Source organism: Hymenobacter sp. 102 (assembly GCF_049949205.1).
In the GTDB taxonomy this organism is placed as follows: Bacteria; Bacteroidota; Bacteroidia; order Cytophagales; family Hymenobacteraceae; genus Hymenobacter.
Window position 1 is genome coordinate 4,230,616 of sequence record NZ_CP188172.1, and the last position, 15,948, is coordinate 4,246,563.

Annotated in this window: 13 protein-coding genes; 10 read left to right on the forward strand and 3 right to left on the reverse strand. The window is 61.4% G+C overall.

Annotated elements, in window-relative coordinates; translation table 11 throughout:
• Positions 1-100 precede the first annotated feature (100 nt).
• Positions 101-670 carry a hypothetical protein gene (locus ACN19L_RS18250; RefSeq protein WP_426490895.1) on the forward strand — a complete coding sequence of 190 codons (570 nt, stop codon included), beginning with the start codon at positions 101-103 and terminating at the stop codon, positions 668-670.
• Positions 671-727: 57 nt separating this feature from the next.
• On the opposite strand, the gene ACN19L_RS18255 is transcribed toward ACN19L_RS18250, so the two are convergent.
• From ACN19L_RS18255 to ACN19L_RS18265, 3 genes are all read right to left on the reverse strand, one after another.
• Positions 728-1,093: a heavy-metal-associated domain-containing protein gene (locus ACN19L_RS18255; protein WP_426490896.1), complete on the reverse strand. Its 366-nt coding sequence runs from the start codon at positions 1,091-1,093 to the stop codon at positions 728-730.
• Positions 1,094-1,151: 58 nt separating this feature from the next.
• Positions 1,152-3,449 (reverse strand): TonB-dependent receptor, encoded by a 2,298-nt coding sequence (locus ACN19L_RS18260; RefSeq protein WP_426490897.1) that lies wholly within the window; start codon positions 3,447-3,449, stop codon positions 1,152-1,154.
• A gap of 88 nt (positions 3,450-3,537) precedes the next feature.
• A complete protein-coding gene (locus ACN19L_RS18265) occupies positions 3,538-3,984 on the reverse strand; it encodes a hypothetical protein (RefSeq protein WP_426490898.1) in 447 nt (148 codons plus the stop codon).
• Between the two features lie 308 nt (positions 3,985-4,292).
• Between ACN19L_RS18265 and mraZ the strand changes: the two genes are divergently transcribed.
• The 9 genes from mraZ to murG all read left to right on the forward strand — a co-directional run bounded on the left by mraZ (position 4,293) and on the right by murG (position 15,934).
• Positions 4,293-4,769 carry a division/cell wall cluster transcriptional repressor MraZ gene (gene mraZ, locus ACN19L_RS18270; protein WP_426490899.1) on the forward strand — a complete coding sequence of 159 codons (477 nt, stop codon included), beginning with the start codon at positions 4,293-4,295 and terminating at the stop codon, positions 4,767-4,769.
• A gap of 9 nt (positions 4,770-4,778) precedes the next feature.
• Positions 4,779-5,708, forward strand: a complete 930-nt coding sequence (rsmH, locus tag ACN19L_RS18275; protein ID WP_426490900.1) for a 16S rRNA (cytosine(1402)-N(4))-methyltransferase RsmH — start codon at positions 4,779-4,781, stop codon at positions 5,706-5,708.
• A gap of 138 nt (positions 5,709-5,846) precedes the next feature.
• Positions 5,847-6,581 carry an FtsL-like putative cell division protein gene (locus ACN19L_RS18280; RefSeq protein ID WP_426490901.1) on the forward strand — a complete coding sequence of 245 codons (735 nt, stop codon included), beginning with the start codon at positions 5,847-5,849 and terminating at the stop codon, positions 6,579-6,581.
• Positions 6,565-8,895, forward strand: a complete 2,331-nt coding sequence (locus tag ACN19L_RS18285) for a penicillin-binding protein (protein WP_426490902.1) — start codon at positions 6,565-6,567, stop codon at positions 8,893-8,895. Before ACN19L_RS18280 ends, ACN19L_RS18285 begins: the two co-directional genes overlap by 17 nt.
• Before the next feature lie 71 nt (positions 8,896-8,966).
• Positions 8,967-10,436 (forward strand): UDP-N-acetylmuramoyl-L-alanyl-D-glutamate--2,6-diaminopimelate ligase, encoded by a 1,470-nt coding sequence (locus tag ACN19L_RS18290; RefSeq protein WP_426493600.1) that lies wholly within the window; start codon positions 8,967-8,969, stop codon positions 10,434-10,436.
• A 229-nt stretch (positions 10,437-10,665) separates the two neighbouring features.
• Complete coding sequence (gene mraY / locus ACN19L_RS18295) at positions 10,666-11,886, forward strand: phospho-N-acetylmuramoyl-pentapeptide-transferase (protein WP_226266687.1); 1,221 nt, start codon at positions 10,666-10,668, stop codon at positions 11,884-11,886.
• 146 nt (positions 11,887-12,032) lie between these two features.
• Positions 12,033-13,421 carry a UDP-N-acetylmuramoyl-L-alanine--D-glutamate ligase gene (murD, locus tag ACN19L_RS18300; RefSeq protein ID WP_426490903.1) on the forward strand — a complete coding sequence of 463 codons (1,389 nt, stop codon included), beginning with the start codon at positions 12,033-12,035 and terminating at the stop codon, positions 13,419-13,421.
• A 143-nt stretch (positions 13,422-13,564) separates the two neighbouring features.
• The gene (locus ACN19L_RS18305; protein ID WP_426490904.1) at positions 13,565-14,743 is read left to right on the forward strand and encodes an FtsW/RodA/SpoVE family cell cycle protein; all 1,179 of its coding nucleotides are present in this window, start codon (positions 13,565-13,567) and stop codon (positions 14,741-14,743) included.
• 90 nt (positions 14,744-14,833) lie between these two features.
• A complete protein-coding gene (murG, locus tag ACN19L_RS18310) occupies positions 14,834-15,934 on the forward strand; it encodes an undecaprenyldiphospho-muramoylpentapeptide beta-N-acetylglucosaminyltransferase (protein WP_426490905.1) in 1,101 nt (366 codons plus the stop codon).
• Positions 15,935-15,948: the final 14 nt, after the last annotated feature.

A 15,948-nucleotide genomic window follows, 5' to 3' on the forward strand; every position in this document is an offset into this window, starting at 1 on the left:
CGTACACAACTTGTTCTTTTTTGCTCCGTGTCTGTTACCTACCACCGTTGGTACTCGATGTCATTTCCTATGCCCGTCCAACAAGCCACACCTGTCTGCTATGACACCTGCTTCTTTTACCACGTTGCCGGGCGCGCCCCCAGTTATTCTGGGCGTAGCTCTCACTATTTCCACGCATGAGGGCCTGCGCCGTTCCTTACGTTCGGCGTTTGGCCTAAGCACCCGGGCTATCAACCTGCGCATCGACCCCGGCATGGACCTTATCTTTTTGTGCGAAACCACGCTGCCCGGCTCCTTGCCCTGTCTGGCCTCCCTGACCCACCCTGGCGTGACGGCCGTTACGCTACAGGAAGCATCCCTGGAGTGGGTGCCCGACCCGGAGCACGCCATTGGCCGGGGTACGCCTACGCTGGGTGCGCTGGAAAGCGGTAGCTGCTTTCTGACGGCTAATAGCCGCAAAATTCCCATTGCCACCTTTGGCCCCCGTAACGTGCACCCCACCCATATCGAAATGGAATTGCTGGGGCAGCCTAACCTGCTGGAGTTTCTACGCTCCGAATGGTTCACGCTGGAAATATCCGGCACCAACCGCCGCCGCCTGAACCGTCCTCTGGCTTTCACCGCCAACCTACAGTTTGAAGTACGCATGCAAAGCTCGGCAGCCGCCTGATCCTAAGTGAGGAAGGTGCAACAAAAAAAGCCTCCCGGCATTCGGGAGGCTTTTCTGCTAATGGGTGCTGTTCGTCTTTTTGCAGCAATCAGGCAGTCGGTCGTATGCCCGGGCATCGGCCGTTACCTCATCGGCGTCGTAGCCGGTTTTCTGGACAGCGGTGCGCAGGGCCGCCGGCGTGGTTTTATCGGGGCGGTAAGTTACCGTGAGCACCTTGCTGGGCACATCCAGCGAAGCAGACTGTACGCCTTTCTCGTAAGCCAGCGACTTTTCGAGGCGGGCCTTGCACATGTCGCACACGGCAGAGGTTTTGAGGTGCAGGGTTTCGGTACTGCCTTTGGCTTTGGGGGTGGTTTGCTGGGCAAACGAAGTAGCTGAGGCCAGCAACGAACCGGCGAGCAGGAGGGAAGACAGAGCTTTCATACGATGGAAAACAGAGAAGCGGAGGCTAAAATTCAGCAAGAAAGAATTTTGACTGGAGTTATTGCAGCGTAAACCGGAGGCCGGCGTAAGTGAGGCGGCCGTACACCGGGCCCCAGATCATGGCCGCGTCAAAATTCGGGCCGAAGGGCGCGGCAGCACCTTCAATGGGATTGGACTGACGGTAGTTGGTCAGGTTTTCCACGCCCGCGTACACCTCAACCCGCTTGAAAGCCCGGGTGAGCTGCGTATTCAGCAGCGCGTAGCGCGGGGCAAACGGCAGCGCCGCCTCGCCGGAGCTATGTTGGTGACCCATGCCGCCGGGACCGTCAGCCAACGGGCGGCGGCCGAAGCCCTGCACCGTAAAATCAGCCCGCCACTTATCAAAAGCCGTGGCGTAGCCCAGGTTCAGAAACAGCCGGTGCCGGGGTGTGAGCACCTTGGGCAGCAACTGGCCATTGTAGGTGGTGCGCACATCCAGGTATTTGTAGGCTGCTTTGGCCTGTAACCCTTTCACGGGCTCTACCTGCACCTCTGCCTGGAAGCTGCGCGAGAAGCTGCGTCCGCCCGGCTCCAGGTTGCCGATGCGCAGGTAAGTCGGTACTGAATAGGGGTCCGATACTACCTGATTTTGAAACTCGGTATGGTAGTAATCGGTGATGAAGGTGCCGGGCCGCCCGAAGGCGTTGAAGTACTGCGTAAACGAGCCGCCCACGTTCCAGGCCGTTTCGGGGCGCAGGTTGGGGCTGATAACAAACTCCCGGGAGCTGACCAGCATACCGGCATTTTCGGCAATGGGATTGGCCGTGCGCTGGCCCCGGCCGGCGGCCAGGCGCAGCACCGTGTTTTTGGCCGGGTCGTACTTTACATTAAGGCGGGGCGTGAGAAACCAGCCGTAGAGGTTGTGGTAGTCGAGGCGCAGGCCGGTTACTACCGTCAGGTTACGGGCGTTCTGGTAGGTGTATTCGGCAAAGGCTCCGGGCACCTGCTCCAGGCGGTTGCGGTGCTCCCGGGCGTAGCGCTCCGCCGGGGTTTCGGTTACGTACGTGAAGCCCGTGCGGAATACCTCCCGGTAATCATCGTGCAGAAAGCTCAGGCCCGCCCGGTAAGTGTGGGCCGTGGTGCCAATGATGCTCTGGAACAGCAACGTGGCCAGGCCCGTGTACTGGGTGCCGTCGTAGGTGCGCAGGCCGTAGCGGGAGGTAAAGTCGTGGCTGGTGCCGCTCAGCAGCAGGCCCAGGCTCTGGTAGGGGCGGCCGGGCCAGGTGTAGCTGGTTTTGGCGTAGCCCGTGTAGCGGTTGGTTTCCTGCGTGGTACCGTAGGATGGGCCCGGCTGGGGCTGGCCTTCCCGGTAGCCCAGCTGCCCGCCCTGCCGGGTTTCGCGCAGTGCACCCAAACCCAGCTCCGTCACCAGCCCCTTGCCCGATAGGTACTTCCACTTGTTGAACAGGTTGAACTGCGTAGCCAGCGGCAAATCCAGAAACGAGTCATTGTTACGGTCGACGCGGCGGCCCAGGTGGTCGGTGTGCAGCAGCAGGGCGGTGCTCACCTTTTTGCTCACGCGGGAAGCCAGGTTCAGGTTTACATCAAATTTGCCCAGGTCGTTGGCGTAGGCATTGAACAGCAGCCGGTCGGCTTTGTCAGGCTCCTTCAGGCGCACGTTCACCTGGCCCGAAATGCTCTCGTAGCCATTCACCACCGAGCCCATGCCCTTGATGATGTCGATGCTTTCAATCCAGGGCCCCGCCAGGTAGCCCAGGCGGTAGGGAGTAGAGAGGCCCCGAAGCGCCGGCAGGTTGTCGATGGTGAGCAGGGAATACGCACCGTCCAGCCCCAGCAGCTGAATCTGCTTGGCCCCCGACACGGCATCGGTAGTTGAAACTTCCACCGAGGCATTGGTTTCAAAGCTCTCGGCCAGGTTGCAGCAGGCCGATTTGGTCAGGTCGCGGCTGGTGATGACCTGAGTGTTGGTGGGCGTAAGGCCGGAGTACGCAAGGGCCCGGCCTTCCACCGTTACCTCGCCCAGCTCCTGCGAGCGGCGCAGCGCCACGCGCACGTAGCCGCCGCCGGCCTGCACGGTATCGGCCTGGTACCCCAGAAAGTTGATGATGAGGCGGGTATCGGGCGAGGCGGGCCGCACCAGGGAAAAGGCGCCCTGATTATCAGTAGTGGTGGCGCTGGCGGGCGTGCTGAGCCAGCGTACCACGGCACCCGGCACCGGCGAGTTGGTGGTGCCGTCCAGCACCTGCCCGCGCACGGGCGCCACCGAGGCGTCGGGCACTTGGGCCACGGCAGCGGTACTGCCCAGCAGCAGGCCCAGGGCCGCGGTAAACCGACCAGGGCTTGATAGTAAATTCATGGCAAGCAAATGGTTAGCGTTTCTGACAGGTGGTTCCGACGGAGCACACCAGAAAATCCTCGGGAGGCGAGGAAAACTCAGAAAAACGCTAAACCACCAGTACGCCCACAAACGTGAGCAATTGCCGCCCCGCCCGCAACGGAGGCGAGGAATCCGACGCGTGCCAGCCCTGCGGGGCTCCCACGGGGGCCGCAGCCACTATTGGCCACACGGGGCTGGCAGGCCACTGGGGCAGCACGGTCGGGAGCGGATACGTTAACCAGCAGAGCTCCGCCGAGGGGGCATCCAGCTTATGAAAATGCGCCCCAAACTCGCAGCAGGACTTCGGTAACTGCGCCTTGCTGGTTTGGTGGGAGTTGTGCTGAATTGCCCGCGGAGGCGGACAGCCGTGCCGTATGGGGCTGAATATAACCGCCGCCGTGTGCCGACCACTTTGCCGGCAGGTGTGCTGCTGCACCGTGAGCCCTACCGAGGAGGTGAGGATCAGCAGAGCCAGCCAGAAGCTGAAGAGCCGATGCAGCAAAGGGCGTTTCATAGGTGGGGCAAATATACAGCTTAAACCCTACACCGCGGGGTGCGAAATGCCGCGGCGAACTGTGCAAAATTCCGGAACTTTGCCGGGCAGTTAGGTGCCGCAGGCAGAGAAAAAGAGTTGGAGTGCTCCCTGCTGCCATTTTGACGCAACGCAGGGGTTCGGTAAAGTTGAGGAATGAAAAACTGCGTTTAGAGCGAATAGGCGGGGATTTAGCGGGTGGTAGAAAATGGTAAATAGTGGTGGGGTTTTCCGAGGGGTTGCGTACTTTTGCTATGTCCCGTCGCTATGTCGTCTCATTCCTCCTCCGCATGTCTCAGCTGCTCTCCGGCGAATACGAGTGCAAACTCGACCCCAAAGGTCGGGTGGTGCTGCCGGCGAAGGTGAAGGCCAGCTTGCCCGAAGCATCCGGCAACCAGCTGGTGCTGGTGCGCGGCTTCGAGCCCTGCCTGGTGCTGTACCCCCGGGCCGCGTGGCGCTTGATTCATGAGAAGGTGATGGCCCTGGACGAGTTTAATGAGGAGTACCGGCAGTTTCAGCGTAATTTCTTCCGGGGTATGACGGAAGTGGAGCTGGACAGCATTGGCCGGTTTATGCTGCCGGGCACCATGCGCCGCTACGCCGGCATCGAGAAGGAAGCTATTGTGGTGGGGCTGGGCAACCGATGCGAAATCTGGGACCCCGCGCGTTACGACGACTTCCTGATCAAAGACCAGCAGAGCTTCTCCAAGCTGGCCCAAAAATTTCTGACCACCGACCCCACCGCCGGCAATCCGCTGGCGGCTTAACCTGTTGCCTTGAACCAGTACGCCAACGATACCGACTACCACCGCCCCGTGATGCTGGCTGAGTGCCTGGAGGCCCTGCAGCTGCAACCCGGCGGCCGCTACGTGGACGTGACGTTCGGGGGCGGCGGGCATTCGGCCCGCATCCTGGAGCGACTGGGGCCGGGTGGGCACCTGTACAGCTTCGACCAGGACGCCGACGCCGAGCAGGAGGCCGCCAAGCTGGCCCGGCCCGGGTTTACCTTCATCCGCAGCAACTTCCGTAATCTGTTTTCGGAGTTGAAGCGGCATGATGCTCTGCCCGTGGATGGTCTGTTGGCCGATTTGGGCGTGTCGTCGCACCAGTTTGATACCCCGGAGCGGGGCTTCAGCACCCGGTTCGATGGGCCGCTGGATATGCGCATGAACCCCGAGGGCGACGAACCCTCGGCCGCCGACATCATTGCCGACTATTCGGAAGCCGAGCTGCACCGCATTTTTGGCATGTACGGCGAAGTAACCAACGCCCGCACGCTGGCTGCTACCGTGGTGGCCGCCCGCCGTGGGCAGAGCATTACCACCATCGGGGGCCTCAAGAAAGCCATTGCCCCGGTAACGCCCCGCGGCAAGGAGAATAAGTACCTGGCCCAGGTGTTTCAGGCCCTGCGCATTGAGGCCAACGACGAAATGGCGGCCCTGCGCGAAATGCTGGAGCAAACGGCCCAGGTGCTGCGCCCCGGCGGCCGACTGGTAGTAATGAGCTACCACTCTTTGGAAGACCGGCTGGTGAAGAACTTCCTGGCCAAGGGCAAATTTTACGGCGAAGTGGAAAAGGACCTGTTCGGGCGCACCAACGTGCCCTTCGAGGTGCTCACCCGCAGGCCCATCGAAGCCACCGCCGAAGAAATTGCCCTGAACAGCCGGGCCCGCTCGGCAAAGCTGCGCGTGGGCATTAAGAATTAGGAATTAAGAGTTATGAATGATGAATTGCTTGGTTTCTGCGCAGGTCATTTGATGGTAGTGCCGTCAGGCCACGCCAATACTTCCTACCAGAACAGCACGAATTCCTAATTCATAACTCATAACTCAGCACTCAACCAAATGGCCTCCAATACCCTGCGTCCTGCCAACCAGCCCCGCGCCAACACGCCCCGCGTACTGGCTCCTGAGCCGGTATTGGAGCCCGTGGCCGCCCCGGAGCCGCAGCCCCAGCCGGCCCCGCGCGCGCCCCGGCCGCCCCGCACGCCGCGCCCCGAGCCCGAAAAGCGCAGCTCTTGGAGCGTGTTTTCGCTGCTGGAGCGCGTGACGCGGGTAGATGGCCTGTTCCGGGAGGGGCTGCCGGTGCGCTACCTGCCCAAGCTGCTGTTCATTATGTTCCTGACGCTGGTGTACATCGGCAACACGCACTACGCCACCCGCATGAACCGCAGTATTCAGAAGCTGAAGGTGGAAACTGAGGACCTGCGCGCCGACTACACTACCCTGAAATCGGACTACATGGAGGCCAGCAAGCAGAGCGAGGTGGCCCGCAAGGTGGCCGCCTACGGGCTGGTGGAAAGCTCCTCGCCGCCGTTCCGCATTACCGTGCCCGCCGGCCACCTCGACGAGGCCGAGCTGGACATGCTGCCCGTACTCACGGCCGACTCGGTAGCCGCACTGGTGGCCCGGGCCAAGGCCGACTCCCTGCGCCGCGTGGCCGGCCCCGCCGTGGGCGACACCGTGGAAATCGGGGCCCCACCCGTGCCCATCGGCACCGATGCCACCGGGGAGCCGGTTTCTGACACTGAAACTTCCAATCGTTCCGCAACGCCTCGCCGCAATGAAAGGAAACGTTAAAAAAAGCATTGTAACCCGCGTTCGGCTGGCATTTTTGGGCGTGTGCCTGTTTTCAGCAGCCATTGTGTGGCGTGTCACGCACGTGCAGTTCAAGGAAGGAGCCAAGTGGAGCGCCCTGGAGCAGGAGCGCCGCATTGTGTACCAGCCGGTATTTGCCACCCGCGGTAATATCTATTCTGATAACGAGAGCATCATGGCTACCTCGCTGCCTTTTTACCGGGTAGCCTGGGACCCCAGCGTGGTGAGTGAGGCTCTGTATCAAGCCAAAGCGGATTCACTGGCGCTGCTGTTGTCCCGGTTTTTTGGTGACCGAACCAAAGGAGAATATCTGAGTCGGCTGGGCCGCGCCCGGCAGAACAAAGTGCGCTACCTGCGGCTGAACTCCCGCCAGATTAACTTCCAGGAGAAGAAGGAGCTGGCCCAGTGGCCCATTTTCCGGGAAGGCAAAAACCGGGGTGGGGCCATTTTTGAGAAAGTGGACAAACGCTTCCGGCCCTTCGGCGGGCTGGCCCAGCGCACCATCGGCTTCATCAACGAAGACAAGAACGGGGCGGGCCTGGAGTTCACCTTCAACAAGCACCTGGCCGGCAAAGACGGCGAGGCCCTGTTTGAGCGCCTGCCCGGCGGCAACAAGCCCATTTACGACGGTACCGAGGTGAAGCCGCAGCCCGGCTACGACATCAAAACCACCCTCGACATCAACCTGCAGGACGTGGCCGAAAATGCCCTGTATAAGTCGCTGATGGTGAATAACGCCCAGTACGGTACGGTGATTCTGATGGAGGTGAAGACCGGCGAAATCAAGGCCGTGGCCAACCTGGGCAAGGTGGCCGAGGGCGTGTACCGCGAGGATTACAACTACGCAATTGCCGACCAGGGCCGCACCGAGCCGGGCTCTACCTTCAAACTGGCTTCCATGATGGCCGCCTTCGAGGAAAACCCCGATTTGCAGCTCACCGACACCATCAACACCGGCAACACCGGCTCCAAGAAGATTGGCGGGGCCGTGAAAACCGACTCGCACCCCTACGGCCGCATCACGCTGCAGCAGGTGTTCGAGAAGTCGTCGAACATTGGGGTGGCGATGCTGGCGGATAGGGTATTTGGTCGCAACCCCAGCAAGTACACCGATTACCTCAAGAAGTTTGGGCTGGATAAGCCGCTGGGCTTCCAGATGGCCGGCGAGGCCCGCCCCTACATCAAAGACCCCCAGGACCGGAGCTGGAGCCGCACCTCGCTCACCACCATGAGCATCGGCTACGAGCTGAAGCTGGCCCCGCTGCAGACGCTGGCCTTCTACAACGCCGTGGCCAACGGTGGCGTGAAGGTGCAGCCCATCATCGTGAAGGAAATCAAGCAGGCTGATAAGGTGCTGGAGCGGTTTGAGACGCAGGTGCTCAATCCCAAAATCTGCTCTGATGAAACCCTGCAGAAAGTGCGCGCCATGATGGAAGGCGTGGTGGAGCACGGCACCGCCCGCGGCATCCGCACCGCCGATTACCTGATGGCCGGCAAAACCGGCACGGCCTGGAAGTTCAAGAACGGGGCCTATACCAAGGTGTACTCCACCAGCTTCTGCGGCTACTTCCCGGCCGACAACCCCAAGTACTCGTGTATTGTGGTGGTGGACTCGCCCAAGAACGGCCGCATTTACGGGGCCGACGTGGCCGCGCCCGTGTTCCGGGAGCTGGCCGATAAGGCCATGGCCCGCGACGCCGCTTCGCAACGGCCCCTGCTGGCCCGGGCTCCCGTGCATAAGTCGCGGGTGCCGCTGGTGCAGGCCGGTATGCAGGACGAGCTGAGCATGATGTTCTCGAAGCTGGGCGTCACCCACGACGGAGCCGTGTCGGGCGAGGACTGGGTGCGCACATCCCTGAACAACTCGGATAAGGAAACCCTGACCCTGAAGCCCATGGCCGTGCGCCCCGGCCGGGTGCCCAACGTGCAGGGCCTCACCCTGCGCGACGCGCTGTTTCTGCTGGAAAACCGCCGGCTGCGGGTGCGCTCCGTCGGCAGTGGCCGGGTGAAGGCCCAGTCGGTGGCGGCAGGCTCGGTAGCCCGGCCCGGTACCACGGTGGTGCTGCAGCTGGAGCCCATTGGCGGCCGCCCCAACGCCCCGGTGCCGGTAGTACTGCCCGGGGCCGAAGCGCCCGAAACGGCCGGCCTGCCCCAGCCGAAGCCCGCCACGCCGCCCCCCGCGGCTCGGCCGGTAGCTACGGCCCCCCGTTCGGCCCCGAAACCCACACCGGCCAAGTCCACCCCGCCCAAAAAAGAAACGGCCGCCGCTAGGGTGAAGGCCCGGCCGAAAGCCTAGCCGGCGGGCCCCTTTTTCCTGATTTCCTGCGCCGTGAGGCGCGTACTCGTCAACTCTTTGCTTTGAATACGCTGCATACATCCCTTTCCGCCCTGTTGCCCGCCGTACCTGTTCTGGCCCAGCACGGGCCGGCGGAGGTAGTCCTCACCGGCCTCACCCTCGACTCGCGGCAGGCCGGACCCGGCATGGTGTTTTTTGCCCTGCGCGGCACGGCTACCGACGGTCACCAGTTCATTCCGAAGGCCGTGGACCAGGGCGCGGCCGTGGTGGTGTGCGAGGAGCTGCCCGCCGAACTGAGCCCCGCTACCACCTACGTGCAGGTGCCCGATTCGGCGGAGGCCATGGCCCGCATGGCGGCCGAGTTTTACGGTCATCCTTCGCGCAAGCTGCACCTGGTGGGCGTAACCGGCACCAACGGCAAAACCACCTGCGCCACTATGCTGCACAAGCTGTTCCGGGAGCTGGGCTACCACTGCGGGCTGCTGAGCACGGTGCAGAATCAGATTGACGAAGAAGTAATTCCGAGCACCCACACCACCCCCGACGCCATCCGGCTCAACGAGCTGCTGGCCCGCATGCTGAAGGCTGGCTGCACGCACGTATTTATGGAGGTGAGCAGCCACTCGGTGGTGCAGCACCGCGTAACGGGCCTGCACTTCGCCGGCGGCATCTTCACCAACCTTACCCACGACCACCTCGACTACCACGGCACCTTCGACAACTACCTGAAGGCCAAGAAGGGCTTTTTCGACATGCTGCCGAAGTCGGCCTTTGCCCTCACCAACGCCGACGACAAGCGCGGGGCGGTGATGCTGCAGAACGTGCGCGGCCGCCGCGAAACCTACTCGCTGCGCGGCAACGGCACGTTCCGGGGCAAGCTCATCGAAAATGCCGTGCACGGCCTGCACCTGGAAGTGGACGGCCGTGAGGTACAGTTCCGCCTGATTGGGGTGTTCAACGCCTACAACCTGCTGGCTATTTACGGGGCGGCGGTGCTGCTGGGCGAGGAGCCCACGGAGGTGCTCACCGTGCTGTCGGGCCTCACGTCGGCTCCGGGCCGCTTTGAGCCCATTGTGTCGCCGAAAAGCCGCATTACCGGCATTGTGGACTACGCCCACACGCCCGATGCGCTGGAAAATGTGCTCCAGACCATTGCCGACATCCGCCAGCCCAGCCAACAGGTGATTACCGTGGTGGGCTGCGGCGGCAACCGCGACGGGGCCAAACGGCCCGTGATGGCCCGGCTAGCCGCCGAGCTATCGGACCGTGCCGTGCTGACCTCGGACAACCCCCGCTTCGAGGACCCCAACGACATTCTGGCCCAGATGCAGGCCGGCGTGCCCGCCGAGGCGCTAGGCAAGGTGCTCACCATCACCGACCGGCGCGAAGCCATCAAAACCGCCGTGGCGTTGGCGGGCCCCGGCGATATTGTGCTGGTAGCCGGTAAAGGCCACGAAACCTACCAGGACGTGCAGGGCGTCAAGTCCGACTTCGATGATAAGCACGTGCTGGCCACCATGTTTGACCTGCTGGGGAAATAGGCCGAGTCATTGCGAGCAGAGCGAAGCAATCCTTCGCTCTGTTCCGCCCCTCGTTCTACTGAAACTCCCCGGGAAAAAGGCTTTTGAATGGGTCGATTCTGGGCACTGCGAACAGGAAGGATTGCTTCGCTCCGCTCGCAATGACAGAAAACCTCCTTTGACTGCCACCCAAAAAACCGAATCTTTGCAGCTTGGACTACCTCTGACTGCCAACTGCTGACCTCGCGCCATGCTGTATTACCTCTTTAACTACCTCTACAAAACGTATCACCTGCCGGGCACGGGCGTGTTTCAGTACAGCTCGTTCCGGTCGGCGCTGGCGGTGGTTACCTCGCTGATTATTGCCCAGTACTTCGGCGCCCCGCTGATTCGGTTGCTGCAGCGCCAGCAGATTGGCGAGTCGATTCGGGACCTGGGCCTGCAGGGGCAGATGGAGAAGAAGGGTACGCCTACGATGGGTGGCCTCATCATTCTGCTGGCCATTCTGGTGCCGGTGCTGCTGTTTGCCAAGCTCGACAACATCTACATCGTGCTGATGCTGCTGAGCACCGTGTGGCTGGGCCTTATCGGTTTTGTGGACGACTATATCAAGGTAGTAAAGAAGGATAAGGAGGGCCTGGCCGGGCGCTTCAAAATTCTGGGCCAGGTGGGCCTGGGCATTACGGTGGGCTGGGTGCTGTTTTTCAGCAATGACGTAACCGTGCGCCAGTACGCGCTGCCCAACGGCACCTTCTCGGCCGTGGATGCCAGCTCGGTGTACCAGGATGTGAAGCTGATGATTACCACCGTGCCCTTCCTGAAAAACAACGAGCTGAACTACGGCGACCTGTTTGCCACGGCCGGCGACTTCTTCAACGAGTATTACGCCTTCTTCTACATTCCCATCGTCATCGTCATCATCACGGCGGTGAGCAACGGGGCCAACATTACCGACGGCCTCGACGGGCTGGCGGCCGGTACCTCGGCCATCATCGGTATTACGCTGGCCATCTTCGCCTTCGTGAGCGGTAACGCCCTGCTGGCCGACTACCTCGACATCATGTTCATCCCCAACTCCGGGGAGCTGGTTATTTTCTGCGCCGCGTTTGTGGGGGCCTGCGTGGGCTTTCTGTGGTACAACAGCTACCCGGCCCAGGTATTCATGGGCGACACCGGCTCGTTGGCCATCGGCGGCATCATTGCCGTGCTGGCCATCATCGTGCGCAAAGAGCTGCTGATTCCGGTGCTGTGTGGGGTGTTCCTGATTGAGAACCTCTCGGTGATGGTGCAGGTGAGCTACTTCAAATACACCCGCCGCAAATACGGCGAAGGCCGCCGTTTGCTGCGCATGTCGCCGCTGCACCACCACTACCAGAAACTGGGCTACCACGAATCCAAAATCGTGTCGCGCTTCTGGATTGTGGGTATCATGCTGGCCGTCCTCACGCTGGTAACCTTGAAACTGCGCTAACTAAGTAGACATGAGACGGTGAGACATGAGAAGTGAGACAGCCGACCTCGTTCAACGAAAAAAATGGCTGATGTCCTTCTCTCTTCTCATATCTCACCGTCCCGTACCCCGGAGCACCCGTCTCATTTCTCATATCTCACCGTCTCATGTCTAAGATTGTCATTCTAGGAGCCGCGGAAAGTGGGGTAGGGGCTGCGCTGCTGGCGCAGGCCAAGGGCCACACCGTGTTTGTGTCCGATAAAAGCCCCATTCAGCCCGTTTATAAACAGAAGCTGGAGGCGGCCGGTATTCCGTTTGAGGAAGGGCAGCACACGATGGAGCAGGTGCTGGCGGCCGATGAGGTAGTGAAAAGCCCCGGCATTCCGGAAAAAGCTCCCGTCATCCAGGCCCTGCGCGAGAAGGGTACGCCCATCATTTCCGAAATTGAGCTGGCCGGCCGTTACACCCAGGCTAAGTGCATCTGCATTACCGGCACCAACGGCAAAACCACCACCACGCTGCTCACCTACCACCTGCTGAAGGAAGCGGGCTTGAAGGTGGGCTTGGCCGGGAACGTGGGCTACTCCCTGGCCGAGCAGGTAATTGCCGACCAGCACGACTACTACGTGGTGGAATTAAGCTCCTTCCAGCTCGACGACACGTACGATTTCCAGCCCTGGATTTCGGTGCTGCTCAACATCACCCCCGACCACCTCGACCGGTACAACTACTCGCTGGAAGCCTACGCTCTGGCCAAGCTGCGCATCATGCGCAACCAGGACAGCACCGGCCACTTCATCTACAACGCCGACGACGAGAACATCCAGCGCTATTTCCAGGCGGCACTACGACCGGTGCGGCAGCTGCCGTTCAGTCTGCACCACCGCCCCGACTATCATTTGGGTGCTTACTACCTGGACGAAGCCCGCGTGTGTGTGGACTTGCAACCGGGCTACTTCAACGATACGGAGCAAATCAGCACGGCTGCCTCGCCCCTGATTGGGCAGCACAACCGCCAGAATATACTGGCCGCGCTGTTGTGCGCTCGGCTGGCCGGCGTGGGCTGCGAGCAGATTGAGCAGAACCTGGCTACCTTCCACAACGCCGACCACCGCCTGCAGCCCGTGGGCGAAATAGGTGGGGCCCGCTTCATCAACGACAGCAAGGCCACCAACGTGGAAGCCGCCTGGTTTGCCCTCGACGGCATCCGCCAGCCCATCGTGTGGATTGCCGGCGGCACCGACAAGGGTAACGACTACTCCTCACTCATTCCGCTGGCTCAACACCGGGTGAAGGCCCTGATTTGCCTGGGCCTCGATAATGAGAAGCTCAAAGCCAGCTTCGGTGGGGTAGTGCCACACCTGGAGGAAACCCGCAGTATGACCGACGCCGTGCAGCGCGCCGCTGCCCTGGCCGCCCCCGACGACGTAGTGCTGCTCTCACCCGCCTGCGCGTCGTTCGATTTATTCCGAAATTACGAAGACCGGGGCCGGCAGTTCGCCCAAGCCGTGCAGCAGCTTACCGACAACCAAACCAACGAAGAAGCCAACGAATAGCGGAACGTCATGCTGAGCGCAGCCGAAGCATCTCTCCCGCTTCGTTGAATTACCATTGCTACGAAGCCGTAGAGATGCTTCGGCTGCGCTCAGCATGACGTTCGGTTAACTCACTCATTCATCCTTTCACCACTTCACCGCCTATGGAACGCATTACCACCTGGCTCCGGCAAAATCTGAAGGGTGACCCCGTGCTGTGGGGCATCGTGCTGCTGTTTTCGTTTATCTCCATTGCGGTGGTGTACTCGGCTACGGGCACGCTGGCGTATAAAAAGATGGGCGGCAACACCGAGTACTTCCTCATCAAGCACACGGGCCTGATCTTCGTGGGCCTGTTCTTCATGTGGCTGGCCCACCGCATCGACTACCGCTACTACTCGCGCCTCTCGCTCTACGCCCTGCTGGCCTCGGTGCCGCTGCTGTTGTTCACATACGCTTTTGGTCCAGATGTAAATGGTGCAGCCCGCTGGCTTACCATTCCGGTTATCAACCAAACGGTGCAGCCATCCGACTTGGCCAAGCTGGCTCTGATTTCGCACCTGGCCAGCATGCTCAGCCGCCGCCAACAGCACGTCGATGATTTCAAGACTACTCTGCTGCCCGTTATGCTGTGGGTGGGGTTGATTTGCGGGCTGATTATTCTGTCGAACGCCTCCACGGCGCTGTTACTGTTTGCCACTTGCCTGCTGCTCATGTTCATTGGTCGGGTACCATTCAAGCAAATGGCTTTAATGGTAGTCATCGGTATTGTGGTAGGCGGAGTGGGGCTTACTTCCGGGCAGCGCTACAAAACGGTACTCTCACGTATTGAGAGCTTCACCGATAAGAGCAAGCCCGTTCCCTTCCAACTGGAGCACGCCTACATAGCCGAGGCCACCGGCGGCATCTTTGGCAAGGGGCCCGGCAAGAGCACGGAGCGCAACATCATGCCCCACCCGTACTCCGACTTTATCTACGCCATCATCATCGAGGAATATGGCCTGGTGGGCGGTGTGGTGGTGCTGTTCCTATACCTGGCCTTTCTGTACCGGGGGCTGAAAACGGTGATGAACAGTTACGGCGCATTCGGGGGGCTGCTTTCGGCGGGGCTGAGCTTTAGCTTGGTGCTGCAGGCCATGGTAAACATGGGCGTGGCCGTGGGGCTGGGCCCAATTACGGGTCTGCCACTGCCCCTGCTGAGCATGGGCGGCACCTCCCTCATCTTCACGGGTATCAGTATCGGCATCATTCTGGCCGTGAGTCGGGGCGAGCGGGAAATCCGTCCCATGGTAGGCGAGCCCGCCGATACTGCCCGCATCCCGCGCGTAACGCAGTACGCCTAGCTGGTTTTTAGTTTTTGGTTGATGGTTTCTGGCCTCTTTATGAGAGGAAAGAGCCAAAAACCAAAAACCACCAACCAAAAACCAAATTCCATGAAACTAATCATCAGCGGCGGCGGCACCGGGGGGCACATTTTCCCGGCCGTGGCTATTGCCAACGAAGTGCGCCGCCGCCACCCCGAGGCCGAAATCCTGTTTGTGGGGGCCAACGGCCGCATGGAAATGACCCGCGTGCCCGAGGCTGGCTACAACATTGTGGGCCTGGATATTGCCGGTTTGCAGCGCAGCCTTACGCCCAAGAACCTGCTGTTCCCCATCAAAGTGATGCGCGCCGTGCGTAAAGCCGGTAAAATCATCGAAAAATTCCGGCCCGACGCGGTGGTAGGAGTGGGGGGCTACGCCTCGGCGCCGGTGCTCATGGCCGCCACCTCCCGCAGTATTCCAGCCCTGATTCAGGAACAGAACTCCTACGCCGGCCTCGTGAACAAGCTGATGGCCCGGCGCGTGCAGCGCATCTGCGTGGCCTACGATGGCATGGAGAAATTCTTTCCGGCCGACCGGCTGGTGCTCACCGGCAACCCCGTGCGTACTGAAATTGCCGACGGTCAGCGCAACGAGGCCCTGGCGTTTTTCGGGCTGGATGCCAACCGGCCGGTGCTGCTGGTGATTGGGGGCAGCCTGGGGGCCCGCACGCTCAACCAAGCCACGGCCGCCGCGCTGCCCCGCCTGCGCGAGGCCGGGGTGCAGCTCATTTGGCAAACCGGCAAAACCTACTTCCCCGAAGCCGAGAAACAAGCCGCTCCCTTCGCCGCCGACAACCTGAAGGCCCTGGAGTTTGTGCGCCGCATGGATTTGGCCTACGCCGCTGCCGACGTGGTGATTTCCCGCGCCGGGGCCCTGTCGGTGTCGGAGCTGTGCCTCACGGGCAAGCCCAGCATCCTGGTGCCCTCGCCCAACGTGGCCGAAGACCACCAGACCAAAAACGCCCTGGCCCTCACCCAGAAAGACGCCGCCATATTGGTGCGCGACGCCGAAGCCGGAGCCCAGCTCTACGACGAGGCTTTGGCGTTGCTCCAAAACCCTGCCCGTCAGCAGCAACTGGCCGCCAACATCCGGCAGCTGGCCTATCCGCAGGCCACGGCTACCATCGTAGACGAGTTGCTCCGGCTGCTGCCCGCTGCTCCGAACTCCTAGCTTCTAACTCCTCG